11 protein-coding genes are annotated in these 14,139 nt (G+C 39.5%); 1 reads left to right on the plus strand and 10 read right to left on the minus strand.

Going from position 1 to position 14,139, the window contains the following annotated elements:
* From ABR854_RS10815 to ABR854_RS10860, 10 genes are all read right to left on the minus strand, one after another.
* Positions 1 to 6,185: beta strand repeat-containing protein (locus ABR854_RS10815; protein ID WP_350265412.1), on the minus strand; the 6,185-nt coding region annotated here is incomplete at its 3' end.
* Between the two features lie 118 nt (positions 6,186 to 6,303).
* The gene (locus ABR854_RS10820; RefSeq protein WP_350265413.1) at positions 6,304 to 6,627 is read right to left on the minus strand and encodes a LytR/AlgR family response regulator transcription factor; all 324 of its coding nucleotides are present in this window, start codon (positions 6,625 to 6,627) and stop codon (positions 6,304 to 6,306) included.
* Positions 6,628 to 6,960: 333 nt separating this feature from the next.
* Entirely contained in the window at positions 6,961 to 7,524 is a 564-nt protein-coding gene (locus ABR854_RS10825; protein WP_350265414.1) for a hypothetical protein, read from the minus strand.
* 25 nt (positions 7,525 to 7,549) lie between these two features.
* On the minus strand, positions 7,550 to 8,020 hold the full coding sequence (locus tag ABR854_RS10830) for a hypothetical protein (protein ID WP_350265415.1): 471 nt from the start codon (positions 8,018 to 8,020) through the stop codon (positions 7,550 to 7,552).
* A gap of 12 nt (positions 8,021 to 8,032) precedes the next feature.
* A complete protein-coding gene (locus ABR854_RS10835) occupies positions 8,033 to 8,473 on the minus strand; it encodes a hypothetical protein (RefSeq protein ID WP_350265416.1) in 441 nt (146 codons plus the stop codon).
* A gap of 165 nt (positions 8,474 to 8,638) precedes the next feature.
* A complete protein-coding gene (locus tag ABR854_RS10840; RefSeq protein ID WP_350265417.1) occupies positions 8,639 to 9,778 on the minus strand; it encodes a MalY/PatB family protein in 1,140 nt (379 codons plus the stop codon).
* A 9-nt stretch (positions 9,779 to 9,787) separates the two neighbouring features.
* Positions 9,788 to 10,582, minus strand: a complete 795-nt coding sequence (locus ABR854_RS10845) for a 5'-methylthioadenosine/adenosylhomocysteine nucleosidase (RefSeq protein ID WP_350265418.1) — start codon at positions 10,580 to 10,582, stop codon at positions 9,788 to 9,790.
* Positions 10,583 to 10,679: 97 nt separating this feature from the next.
* Positions 10,680 to 11,987 (minus strand): NCS2 family permease, encoded by a 1,308-nt coding sequence (locus ABR854_RS10850; protein ID WP_350265419.1) that lies wholly within the window; start codon positions 11,985 to 11,987, stop codon positions 10,680 to 10,682.
* Positions 11,988 to 12,010: 23 nt separating this feature from the next.
* Positions 12,011 to 12,481, minus strand: coding sequence for a hypothetical protein (locus ABR854_RS10855; protein WP_350265420.1), 471 nt, complete (start codon positions 12,479 to 12,481; stop codon positions 12,011 to 12,013).
* A 105-nt stretch (positions 12,482 to 12,586) separates the two neighbouring features.
* Complete coding sequence (locus ABR854_RS10860) at positions 12,587 to 13,264, minus strand: DUF8737 domain-containing protein (protein WP_350265421.1); 678 nt, start codon at positions 13,262 to 13,264, stop codon at positions 12,587 to 12,589.
* Between the two features lie 182 nt (positions 13,265 to 13,446).
* Here ABR854_RS10860 and ABR854_RS10865 point away from each other — a divergent pair, with 182 nt between their 5' ends.
* Positions 13,447 to 14,139, plus strand: a complete 693-nt coding sequence (locus ABR854_RS10865; RefSeq protein WP_350265422.1) for a pseudouridine synthase — start codon at positions 13,447 to 13,449, stop codon at positions 14,137 to 14,139.

Consider the following 14,139-nt stretch of genomic DNA (forward strand, 5'->3'; position numbering starts at 1 on the left):
ACAGTCGTAGTAGCAGTTGCCGTACAACCATTCGTTCCTGTAACGGTGACAGTATAAGTGCCTGCTGCTGTAATAGTAGCTGTTGCGTTTGTACCGAGTCCATTAGACCAAAGATACGAACCACCACCACTTGCTGTGCGAATAACGCTTGTAGTAGCACAAGATAGATTATCAGAACCAGTAATTTGGATATTTGGTAAACTTCCATCATTGGTTACGATTGTGGTAGCTGTTGCTGTACAACCATTCGTACCAGTTACGGTAACAGTATAAGTTCCTGCTGCTGTGATAGTTGCAGTTGCATTAGTTCCCAAACCATTGCTCCAAAGGTAAGTACCACCACCCGATGCGGTTCTTGTAACGTTTGTAGTGCTACAAGATAAATTATTTGAACCAGCAATTTGGACGTTCGGCGGTACTAATGATATGAGATTTACTTGGGTTCTTGAACTTGCACAATTACCCGACACACATGCCACATAATAACTTGTATTTCCATTAATGATTGGAGTAATAAACGGAGAATTCGCAGTGCCTGTACTCGCCGTTGCCGAGGTGTACCATGTAACTGTTCCAGTAGAACAAGTTGCCGTGAGTGTTGCCGAACTTCCACTACAAACATTAACATTCTGATTCACCGTAGGAGCTACAATTTGACAATCGGCCGCTCCAGAGAAATAGACATTGTAGGCAAACCCATTAGTAGATTTTGTAAGATTATTAACCGTTGGGAAGGCATTCCCGAAGGTAAATGGCGAATATTTTGTGTCTGAGTCAGGCACAGGGTCACCATTTTGGAAATTGGCAGCAATTGATTCTGGGTTACTGATTACGTATGAAACCCAGTATGTTCCACAACTTAAATAGGTAGGAGTATTGAGTCTGAATTTATTTAAACCTTCTACTAAGAATGGTGCATTTTCTGCAGCATTACCATCCGAACTTGCTAAAAGTGTATTCGGTTCACCGTTTAGGTCCGAGTAGATGGCAAATTTTATTCTTGAATTACCTTGTACTCCAAGTCCACCATCTAATACCAAAACCTTCATTGAGTCAGCTCTGATTCCTTTTGTGAGCGTAATTTTATTGTAATACAAATTGTTTTGTGTAACAAATGAAGCATTGGTATAAGGCGTACTGATTCCGCCGTTATCCCTTTCTATCACCACTGGATTTGTGGCAATACGGTTACTTTCACAGATTCCGTTATTACAATTTACATAATAAGTTGTGGTTGCGGTAGGGGTTTGTACAAATGATTGCCCCGTGCCTATGGAAGTTCCTCCAGTGGCTTGATTGTACCATGTTACTGTACCCGAAGCACAAGTAGCCGATAAGGTAACACTTGCTCCACCACAAAGTAAATTTGAACTCGTGCTAACATTCGTTGGTACGCTTGGTTGGCTACTCAGTGCTACGCTGGCAGTAGTTGTAAATAATGGGCAATGGCTTGAAACGGAATACGTAACGGTATAAGTGCCTGCTGTGCTACTACTTGGCGTAATTTGTCCCGTACTTGGGTTGATTGATAACCCCGCAGGACTTGAACTAAATATTCCGCCTGTTGTACCGGTTCTGCTAACATTAATCGGTGTAGAAACTCCGCAAAATGGTGAACCTGTATAGCTTATCGTAGCATTTGGGGGTGTAGAGATAGCCACACTTGTGGTAGTGGTGAATGCTGGACAGCCATTGGTTGCGGCGATGCTATAAGTAACGATATAAGTTCCTGCTGAACTACTGCTTGGCGTGATTAGACCATTACTCGAACTAATACTTAAACCAGCAGGAGCAGAACTAAACGTACCCCCAGCAGTTCCGTTTCGATTGACACTTTTTGGACTATCCGTACTACAAAAACCACTGGCAGCGTAGGCAATTGTGGCGTTGGCAGGTGAGCCAATAGAAACAATATCACTTGCTTGAAATTGGCTGCATCCACCAGTAGCTGGAATGGTGTAAACAACGGTATAATTACCTGGATTACTCGTACTTGGCGTGATTTGCCCCGTATTGGTATCAATGCTTAATCCTGCTGGAGTGGCAGCGTATGTTCCGCCCGATGTACCATTACGAATAATATTCTGAACACCAGCAGTTGTACAATACCCACTGGCTGCATAGCCAATGGTTGCACTTGGCTCAGCAGTAATTGTAAGGGCAGTTGTTGTTGTATAGATAGGGCATCCACCCGACGCTGGGATTGTGAGTGTTACGGTATAGCTTCCTGCTGTGCTGGAGCTTGGTGTGATTCTCCCTGAGCCAGAATTAATTGTCAATCCTGACGGACTTGACGAGAAAGTTCCGCCACTTGATGGTGTGCCTATGCGAGTAATATCCGTTGTACCTGCACTTTTACAAATGGCTGCCGATGGATATGAAAAACTGACAGTTGGGGCATCATTGATAATAACGCTGGTTGTTGCTGTTACTGATGCACACCCACCACTGGCTGCAATGGTATATGTAATTGTATAGGCACCAGCTGTTGAAGTACTTGGTGTGATTTGCCCCGAACTACTCAAACTTAAACCTGCTGGGTTTGAAGTGAAAGTACCGCCCGATGTACCTGTTTGGGTGACACTTACTGGACTGGCTGTTTTACAAAAGGGTGAACCAGTGTAGGAAATACTGGCTGTTGCCGTACAATTTACGTAGGTAAACGGCACGACATAATTACATGCCCCACCACTTGGTGTTATTTTAGCATAGAGTGTTTGCGAACCTCCTGGCAATGAACCCGAAGGTGCAAATGTATTGGGTGAAGTAAATGTACCCGCTGAGGTAGTAGCGGCTTCATTTGTAAAAATGCCATTGACCGTACCAGTGAAAGTACCTTGATACGTAAAGATGGTAGAATTTGTTGGGTTATTATTTACTCTTACAGCACCCGAACTCGAATTAATGACGGCATTTAAACCAACGGTTCCGCCTACATACAAAACTCCGCCCGCTTGATTGTTGAATGGAGTTATCAAATTCAGGTTGCCATTGGTACGAAATAATCCAGAGTTATTGAACGTCGAAGAAGAATTCATCACAAACGCTCCTGCAAGAACGATAACCTTTGCACAAGCTGCATTATTGATGGTGGCAATACCACCAATTGAGCCGCCAGTGCCAATATCGGCCACTGTAGAACGGGTTGAATTAATTCTTAAAATACCGTTATTATTGAGGGTACAAACATCAAAATTCATTCTAAAATCTGCGTTAACAGTTCCCCCCGTTGAGGTTTCTAAGGCAATGAGGCCATTGTTGGTAATTGTGGCATACTGCTGTAATAGTGATGTTGCAACACTGGTTTCATTGGCACCCAATAGAAGAGTACCATTGTTGGTTAGATTGGCAACAGAAGCGATATTTCCAGACATTGTTAAGGTTTTGGCATAAGCAGTGGTAGCACTACCGATGACAACATTCATTCCAACTCCGACTATCCAAACAGGATTTGTAGCCGTAGGCACACCATTGGGTGTCCAGTTGCAAGGATTACTCCAATCGGTGCTTACAGAGCCATTCCAAGTCATGGTTTCGGTGGCGGTGGCTACTTGGGTACAGGTAGTGTTACCCGTCCCTTGAATAGCAAAAGTATAAGGGTTTTCGTCAGAATCATTATTGGCGATACTTACCGTAGCAGTTCTATTTCCACCTGCTGATGGGTCGAAAGTTACGGTAAATGTAGTTGAACCATTTGCCGCAATGGTAGCAGGTAATGTGATTCCTCCAACGGTAAATTCGCTGTTTCCTGTACTTATTGAACTTATATTCAATGTTCCTGTTCCAGTATTTTCAATGGTAAAAGTTCTGACAATTGTTCCTGATGATACATTTACCGAACCAAAATCAGTGTGGTCGGTAGTTGATGGTGTGGCATTACCATTTACAATAGATACACTATTACCTTTGAGGTTGATTTCGGGACAGTTCGCCACAACAACCTGAGAGGTCGCCACTCTGTTATTGACACAGTCGTCTATCACACAAGCTGCATAGTAAGTGGTAGTACTGGTTGGATTTTGTACCAACCCTGTTCCTGTCCCCAAGGCAGTTCCTCCTACTGATTGATTATACCAAGTAAGAGTCCCAGAAGAGCAAGTGGCATTTAATGTAACAGGAGAACCAGAACAGACATTTGTATTACTCACCGAAACAGCAGTTGGTGCGGGGCTATTTCCCAAAATATAATGAGCAATTACACTCGGGGTTCTTGGAGTAAAGGTGGTTGCGAAAGGATAGTCTTTTCCTACACCTCCAGAAATTGATACAATACCATCGGTAAAAGTTGGCGGTGTACTGCCACTTACGTAATTTACACCACTATCGTATGTTGAATTTGTAATATAAAAACCATATGTAGTATTTGCGGGTATGTTAAGATTTAATACCAAGGGAAATGGAGTAGGGACATTTGACCCTAAACTTGTGACCGTAGCCGCTCCTATAAGAGTCCAATCGCCTGCATTTTCTTCTGAACCTACGTAACTACCGACCTTGTAATAAATTTCAAATTCACGATTTCCCCCTGGAAAAATATTCAAATCAAAACGGTTTAAATTAATAGCATTATTACTTGTTGATAAATTAAACATGATGCCTCTTGCACCATTATTGGCGGAGAATGTTGTTGAAAGTGGTATATCTGTACAAGTAGTGCTACCCGTCCCTTGCACGGCAAATGTATAAGGATTTTCGTTAGAATCATCATTGCCAATACTCACCGTAGCTGTTCTTGCTCCACTTGCCGAAGGGTCGAAAGTTACGGTAAATGTAGTTGAACCATTTGCTGCAATGGTAGTAGGTAATGTGATTCCCCCAACTGTAAATTCGCTATTTCCAGTACTTATTGAACTTATATTCAATGTTCCTGTCCCAGTATTTTCAATGGTAAAAGTTCTTACCACCGTTCCTGATGATACATTTACCGAACCAAAATCAGTGTGGTCGGTAGTGCTTGGGGTTACATCGCCGTCTGTGATAGAAGTATTATTCCCTTTTACGTTGATTTCGGGCAATAATACTACATTGTTATAAGTAAACGGCACCACATAATTACAAGCTCCACCACTTGGTGTAATTTTGGCATAAAGCGTTTGCGAACCCGCTGGTAGAGTTCCTGATGGCGTAAAGTTATTGGGAGCAGTAAATGTACCTGCTGAGGTTGTAGCAGTTGAGTTTGTAAAAATTCCATTGACCGTACCCGTAAAAGTGCCTGTGTAAGTAAAAATTGTAGAATTGGTAGGATTATCATTTACCTTTAAAGAAGCATTATTATTCGTTATTGTACCTGTAATACTACCATACTTTAAAACCCCACCGCCACTATTAGTGAATGAACCAGAAGTGTTATCGAGTGTACCTGATAGCTGTATAAGCCCAGCATTAGTTGTAACAGAACCAGCCTGAGAATTATTAAAATCTCCTGAAGTCATTAATACTTTACCACAAACCAAATTATTAAACGTTCCTTTACCATACAAGTAAATCCCAGAACCACCGCTATTATTCAATGTTCCTGAGTTATTAAAAGTAGAAGTATATGTTGTACCACCGAAAAATATATAAGATGCTCCCGTATTATTAATTGTACCATAATTATTCATAACGTTGCCAGCACCAGAGCTAGCAGAACCCAAAATAGCAGCAAAACCACTTGATACGTTGATTATACCCGCTGCATTATTATTTGCTGTAGCATTGGGACCATCTAAATAAAGGACGTAAAAGGTAGGAGAACTTAGGTCAGCTGTACCATTATTATTGAATGTTGCTTGAGGACCCACACTTATTGCAGCATTACTACTACCACTACTATTTGCGTTTGATAAGGTTATTGTCCCATTGTTAGTTAACGATGCACCGGTGAAAATATCAATATCAACTGCCCTTCCAGAAGCATTATAAGGTACATTTAACATACTCAATGTGCCACCACTATTGACAGTTAAACTTGATGATGCTTGAATAGTAATATATTGGCCAGTTGCAGTTGTGCCACTTGTAATAATGGGTTTGTTGGTAACATTGGGAATAGAAACAATGTCGGTTGTAGTAGGCACACCACTCGGCGACCAGTTGCTGGCAGTTGCCCAGTTGGTGCTGGTAGCTCCCGTCCATGTTTTGGTTTGGGCTAAAAGTTTATGGCTTATCGTCAAAGCCACTAAAAAATAAAAGATTTTTTTCATTGGTAGAAAAATTTAAGGTTCAAAATCGTGTGATAGTCTTCAAGAAAGAGGAGAGGAGTTCTCGGAAGAAAACTCTCTCCACCTTTCCATCTTTCTACAACGAAAGGACATTTGTTTTTTATTTTGGGTTAGAGATACTGTAAAAGTGCTTCGTGCGTCTTCTCGAAATCTTGAAGGTTTCGTTGTTTTCCATTTTGATTTGTGCTGAAGCTGCTTCAAAATCAACTACATAATCAAGATTGATTAATACCGAACGATTAGGTCTAAAAAACGGAAAATCTTGCAGGCGTTTTTCTAAAATTCCGAGTGTGATAGAAGATAGCAGTGTGCTACCATCTTCGAGATAAATTTGGGTATAATTGATTTCAGCTTTCAGTAAGCGTATGTTTTTAGGAGCTACTTTGAGCCTCCCACCGATGTGTAGTAATGGTTCCTGATTCATGGCAAATAATTATTAATTAATTACTGCCCAAAAGTAGAGGTGAAAGAGTGTATTCTATTAGCTCAAAAATGACATTCTTTAGCTCATTTCTTACATTCTTCAAAAAAACAGCGTTAAAATACCTTGTTTTTGATTGTTTTCTTTAAAATAAGTAGATGTGATTTTGGAAAAATTGAGATACTTGATTAAAGATAGAATACCAATTTAACAAGTTGTTTCAGATGTATTTTTTGCGTATTGTGAGCGTAGTTGAGGTACTTCTCTTAGCAGTATTTTCTAAATATGCGAGCAATTAATTACCGACCGCTATAATTATTTATTTACCTGAATGACTCAATTCAATCGTCTCTTTATTAATCCTTTTATGAGTTCATAAAACAAACTCGGTTTCATGGTTCGCCAATCATCGATTTGTAATGTACCACCAAAATTGATGTATGAATCAAGGTGATAACGTTTGAATTCCTCCAAGATAAAATCTCTGAAACTAACGGCCGCAATCCAGCCATCTTCAATATCTTCAAACCATTCTTCGTAGTAATCTTGCTCGCCACCATGAAACTGTAAGATATTTTCACCAATGAGAATGTATTGATTGATGCCCTTATTCACCAAATAATCAATTACGGTTCGTTTCAAAAACATGATGTCGTTGTGAAGGGTGTCATTCCATTCGCCAAAAAGTTCGATAACTGCATATTGTGCCGCATAATCGACCATCAGAATTTTACAGTAGAGTGTTTCCGAGCCAATTTCGTCCCAATTTGGGTCAATATAATAGCCGTAAATAGTATTTTGGTAATTATTGCCGTAGGTTCGGCCGTAGAAAGGCGATTTTTTATCGGCTTCACTAATGTAATATTTTCGCCAGTTGTAGGTGGGTTCGAGTTCGTGCATTGTTGAAAAAGTAGAATTATTGAAATTATTTTTTCAATAATTCTATTTCTTGTTGTAGTTTCAGGTTCTCTTTATTAAGCGAGTCTGATTTAAAATAAAAGTATAAAGCCGCCGCCAAAAATATTTTCGATAAAACAAAAACCGCAATGAAGGCAGGTCGCCAGTATTTGTGTACACGTAGGTGTGTATCGCTCACTTCTACCTCCAAATATTTAACTTCTTCTTGTCGTGTATCATTTTTTGAATGGTTTTGCTCATTGAAATCCCATTTTTTTAAGCTATCATGGTCGAATTCCTTGATACGCTGACGCACGCTCGGTGGCGGAATACTTGCAGAAAAATGAGTATTAATCACATTCCCTAAGTCTTTGAGAGCCAACGAAACTTCTGGATAACTTTGAGTATATTTTTCTACATCTTTTTGTTGTTCGTCAGAGACCAACCCCAGAATGTAGCTTTCCAAAATACCACTTTCGATGTACGCTTGAGGATTCACTTCTATAGAGTTTTAAGATTTACGAAAAGATTTAACGTGTTGGCTGATGGCTTTCATGGTATCTTCTTTTGATAAACCCAGTTTTACAGCAATTATTTCGAGCGATAAGCCTTGCTTGAAGGCTAAATCAAATATTCTATTTGGTAGAGATTCATTTCTTGAATGGTTTTCTCCTTCATTTCTTGCTATTAATGAATTAAAACGGTTCTTAAAATCAATGGCTTTGATTCGAGCATTACGAATAATACAAATGGCATTACTAACATTATCGCCACAGTTTAATAAAGGAGATGCATTAAATAACTCTACGAGTACCTCTTGGGCGAGTTGTTCTTGTGGAATTATTTGCAGTATCACACCATAAGCCATTGCTCCGTATTGGTCATACAGGGAGAGAATTGGCTCTGTACTTGCCCTGTTTAACGATTTACTTATAGGCCCTAATGTACTCATTTTATAGTATAAACTACCAAGTAGTGTTAATTATCAATTAAATATTATAATACTAAGACAAATTTCACAAGAAATTGTTTGTTTTAGTATTTAACGAAGTTAGTATGCAATAAATTTAAAAACAAATTCTCTCTCTATTATTTTAAACTGCCATCGATTTGATTATCAGCAAAGTACCTTTCTCATTCGCCAGACGGCAGCTTCCAGACGTCGCATTTGTGTACCAAAATTTAGACGAATAAAACCTTTACCATCAAAGAAAAAACCACCATCCGAAATGCCTACACCTGCATTTTCGAGTATTTCGGTAATATTTTCAATCTCGTTCTCACGAGTATCAATCCAAGCCAAATAAGTAGCTTCGAGAGGTTGCATACTAAAGCCATTGATGGCATTCATTTCTTGCAAAACATAATCGTGGTTTTTGCGTAAATAAGCCAGTAATTGCTCATGCCATTGGCCACAATCACGGTAAGCGGCCAAAGCTGCCTGATAAGCATATGCCGAAGGCATCGGCTCTACAATATATTTTAAATGGGCAAATTTTGCTCGAATTTCATCATTCGGAATTACCGCAAACGAGCCACCCAAGCCCGCAATATTGAAAGTTTTACTTGGTGAAAGTAGCGTAATCGTTTGATTTTCAACTTCTTTGCTCAAAGAAGCAATCGAAATGTGCTTTTTGCTTTCATCTAAAATCAAATCACAATGGATTTCGTCAGCACAAATCACAATATTGTGTTCGGTACAAATATCTAATAGCGTTTGAAGTTCTTCTCTTGTGAAAACCGTTCCCGCAGGATTATACGGGTTACACAACATAAACATACGTGTACTTGGCGTGATTGCCGCACGAATGGCATCAAAATCAAGCGTCCAGCGATTGTTCTCAAGCTTCATTTGTACCTTTACGAGTTTCTTTTTGGCTGCTTCGGGGGCTTTCATAAATGGTCCATATACAGGTACAGTCGTAATAATTTCGTCGCCTTCGTTGCCTACAACCATGCATGAGAGCGTCAACCCCGGCACAAGCCCTGGTAGATAGACAATCCAATTTTTTTCAATTTTCCAGTTATGGCGTTCGTCGAGGCGTTTTACAATTACAGCTGTCAACTCATCTGGCTCGTGTGAATAGCCAATTACGCCATGTTTGGTCACATCTTCGAGGGCTTTTAAGATTGGCGGAGCGGCCTTAAAGTCCATATCAGCCACCCAAAGAGGAATAATGTCACGGTCTTTATATTTATCCCATTTAAAACTATCAGTATTGGTGCGGTCAATGAGTTCGTCGAAATCGTAAGTCATGAAATGTTTTTATAAATTTTTGATGATTGCTTTTACTAAAATGGCTGAATTATCGGCAGCTACTTTTTTGAAAGTTTGAAAATCTGCAGGAGCGGCTTCATTGGCTTTATCGCTGATGCTTCGGATTATCAAGAAAGGTAAATTTTGCTGAAAACAGATTTGGGCAACTGCTGCACCTTCCATTTCGGTAGCATCGGCTTGATAATTTCTCCTAAAACCAGCCACTGCCACGCTTGAAGCTACAAACGTGTCACCCGTGACGATAGTTCCTGCCGAAACTCTCGGTTGGGGCGAATCTGCTGTTATTTTCTTGAGTTCGATGCCTTTTGCGACTTGGTTGGCCACCGCAACTAAGGTAGAATCTGACAAGAAAAACTGCGGATTTAGCTGCTTCGTATGCGGATTTCGAGTAGGGTAGAATTTCAAACTATCGTTTGTCAATCGACCATAATCGTGGTACGAAAGTCTTTTACCAATCAGAATATCTCCTTGGTTCAAATCAGGACTTACCGCACCTGCAACGCCTGTAAAAATAATTGTTTTTGGAGAAAATTGCTTGATAATTAATGCCGTAACGATACTGGCATTCGCTTTTCCGATACCAGTTTCGGCCAAAACTACTTTTTTACCGTTGAGCTTGCCCGTTTTGAACTTAAACCCCATGATTTCCTTAGTTTTTACCCCTTTCAACTGTGATTGAAGTAATTCTACTTCTTCGGTCATCGCACCTAAAATTGCAATTTTTTGGGCAAACGAAGTGGCTGATAACGAGAATAATACAAAAAATATAAATTTGATTTTCATAGAAAGATACTTAAAATAAAAGCTCAAAAAAATGGGTAATTCAATAAAAATTCTACATTCTCAATTCTTAATTCTACATTCTTAATTCTACATTTTTTTAATGCCCCAAATACAATGCCCAAAGTGCAAAAATATCTATGATAATGAGCATCCACGAAACTTCTTTAGCTTTTCCGTTGATGACTTTGATAATCGTCCATGATAAAAATCCCCAAATGATGCCTTGTGTAATTGAATAGGTGAATGGAATAAGTACCATTGCCAAAAATGCAGGAATGGCATCGTCGAGTTTATCCCAATTGACTTTTGTGACGGGTTTCATCATCAAAACACCAACCACAATCAAAGCAGGAGCGGTGGCAATAGCAGGAATAATGCTCAAAAGTGGCGATAAAAACATAAATGGCAAAAACAAAATTCCCGCTGTGATGGCTGTTACGCCTGTTCGCCCTCCTTGACTAATTCCCACCGCCGACTCAATAAATGCAGTGCCTGGACTTGTACCGAGCAAACCGCCCATTGTAGTTGCCACGGCATCGGTCAGAAGCGATTGTTTGATGTTGCGAGGTTCTCCATCTTCATCATATAAATCGGCTGCTTCGGCAACGCCCACAAACGTAGAAAGACTATCGAATAAATCAGTAAAGACAAAAGCAAAAATAACTGGTAAAAGGCTTATTTTGAGCGAGTTAATAATATCAAGTTGCAACATTAAACTAAAATCAGGTGCAGAAAAAACTCCTTGCCAAGTAACCAAAGTTTTTTGTCCGAAATTGATAGCTGAGGCATCGCCCCACCATCTGCCAATTGGAATAGCAATGAGCGTTGTCAGTAAAATTCCGATGATGATTCCACCTTGAATATGCCTCGTGAGCATAATCATCGTGATTGCCAATCCAATCAGAAAAGTAATGATAATGGGGTCGTGCAGACTCGCAATGCCAATCATCGTGGCCGGATTTGGTACAATAAATTTGGCATTGGCAAAACCAATGAGCGTAATAAAAAGCCCGATTCCTGCCGAGATTGCGTAGCGTAATTGCTTCGGAATAGCCTTAACGATTTGGGTACGAACATTGAAAATTGATAGTAAAAGAAAGATAATTCCTGCCCAAAATACTGCTCCCAGAGCCACTTGCCACGAAATACCCATGCCTTTGACGGCAGTAAACGTAAAAAAAGCGTTCATTCCCATTCCTGGGGCAACAACGATTGGGTTTTTGGCATAAAGCCCCATCATCAAACTACAAAAGAATGATAACAAAACGGTGGCCGTAAGCACACCATTAAACGACATTCCTGATTGACTCAAAATGGCAGGATTGACAACAATAATATACATCGTGGCCAAGAAGGTAGAAACTCCCGCCAGAATTTCGATTTTTAGGGTAGGTTTTAGGGGCATTGGGTTAGGTGTTTAAAATAAATCTATTTCAAATTTTCATTCGGAAAATATAAACATTTTTCTTGGTCAATACTTCCGTAATATTGGTATCTGAGCAGTGAAAAATCGTTGTCTTTGCAAGTCATACACGAAATTGCTGGTTTCCAAAATGGCATACAATCAATGGCACATTTAATGTCTTGTAGCACAACTTTGGGTACTCCGAATTGTTCATCGACTTTTGAATGAGTTATCGAACCATCTTTTTCAATAATAAAACTAAACAAAATAGAGCCTTTTAACTTATTTGCTTTGTAGGCCGGACACATATATTTCTTCACATAAAGCCCAAACCTTTTTTCTCCATAAGGAAACTCAGGTAGTTTTCCCGCTTTTGCAACGTTTATGTAAACAGTTGTATCTGAGTTAATTAGTGGGTTCTGAGACTGTGCTTGAGTTTTGCCAAACAGCAATAGTGAGAATAAAGTGAGTATAAAAAACAGCTGAATTCTCATAGTGCGTAGTAGTGAAACTTGACGTATTAAAATTAAAAACTTCCCGAAAGTTATGAAACTTTCGGGAAGTTTGGTCGGAATTATTGAAATTGAATTAGGAAGTTTTTATTTCAACAACCGCCTAATCGCCACCAAATGCGAAAACAACACCAACGGCACAACCACACTCGGCAGTAGATTAAACGGAAAATAAAGTATAGCAATATTAGGTTGCTCAAATGCAAACTTTTGAAATGGTACAGGCGAAGATAAAATTGCATTTACTACGATATTGATAAGCAATAGAAGACAAACAATATTCCAGCCTAAAAGCATTTTTTTGCTCATGGATTTCTTGATAAAAACAAAATAATAGACAATCGGGGCAGTGATTCCTGCCAAAATGTCAAAATTTCGGCCTTCAAAAGTCATTAATTCTGGTATAGTCCCATACAGAAATAGCCAATATAATACAATCTCAACAGGCACTCTGACGATGTGCAGCAAAGTGAGTTTTTCGAGGCTCAAACTATCAACAAATACTTTTCCATTTTGTGTATTAAAAAGTCTGCCTATAAAAATAAAAATGGGCAAAAGCGAAAGCAAGATTCGTGGAGGAATGGCCGAAATATCTAAATATAAGCCAATTAGAGCGAATAGACTGTGCAGAATTGCCCAAGAAATAATGATTCCGAGGCTTTGTTTTGAATAGTTTGTTGCTCTAAAAAACAACCAAATTGTGAGTATGGTCGTTGCCAAAAATGCAAGACCAACAAAAGTGGGAACTATATCAAGAAAGTGCATAGAAAGAGTTTTTTTGATTTGATGCACAAAGATTAACAGCAAAAAATAAAATCTACTTAGCAAATGGCAAGAAATATAACACATCCCTTCTAAACGTCGGCATGGCTGGAAGCCATGCCGACGTTAATTATCAACGTTAAATAAATCTTCCTTACCTTTGCATAAATTTTCAGTTAAAATAAATGCAAGACATCGTACTTCCTATTCTTTACCAAGATGAACATTTGGTAGCTATCAACAAGCCACATAATTTATTGGTACATCGCTCGTCAATCGCTGCCGAAGAAAGTGTTTTTGCATTACAGTTATTGCGTGACCAACTCAATTGTTGGGTGAGTCCGTGTCACCGAATCGACCGTAAAACTTCGGGTGTATTGCTTTTTGCTCTTACTCCCGAAGCCGATAAAGCTGTGAAAATGCAATTTGAAAATCATACAACCCACAAAAAATATTTGGCTTTGGTGCGTGGCTATTTACCCGAATCTGGCACAGCCGACCGACCGCTGGCGAAAGAAAATGGCACACTCCAAGATGCCGTTACGCATTTCAGATGTTTGAAAAAAGTGGAACTTGAAATCGAAGTAAGCCGCTACCCAACTTCACGGTATTCTTTGGCCGAAATCACGCCAGAAACTGGCCGAATGCACCAAATTAGAAGGCATTTTGCCCAATTACGTCATTATTTGATTGGTGATAAAACTTACGGAGAATGCAAGCACAACAAAATGTTTGAAGAGCGTTTCGGACTCAATACAATGCTTCTTCATGCCAGCGAGCTGAGTTTTATACATCCAATTACAAGCGAAAACATCCATATTTCTGCACCCATCAGTGATGAATTCACCAGAATTCTGACCGAAATTGGGATGTTGTAG

The sequence above is a fragment of the Emticicia sp. W12TSBA100-4 genome (assembly GCF_040253585.1).
Classification (GTDB): Bacteria; Bacteroidota; Bacteroidia; order Cytophagales; family Spirosomataceae; genus Emticicia.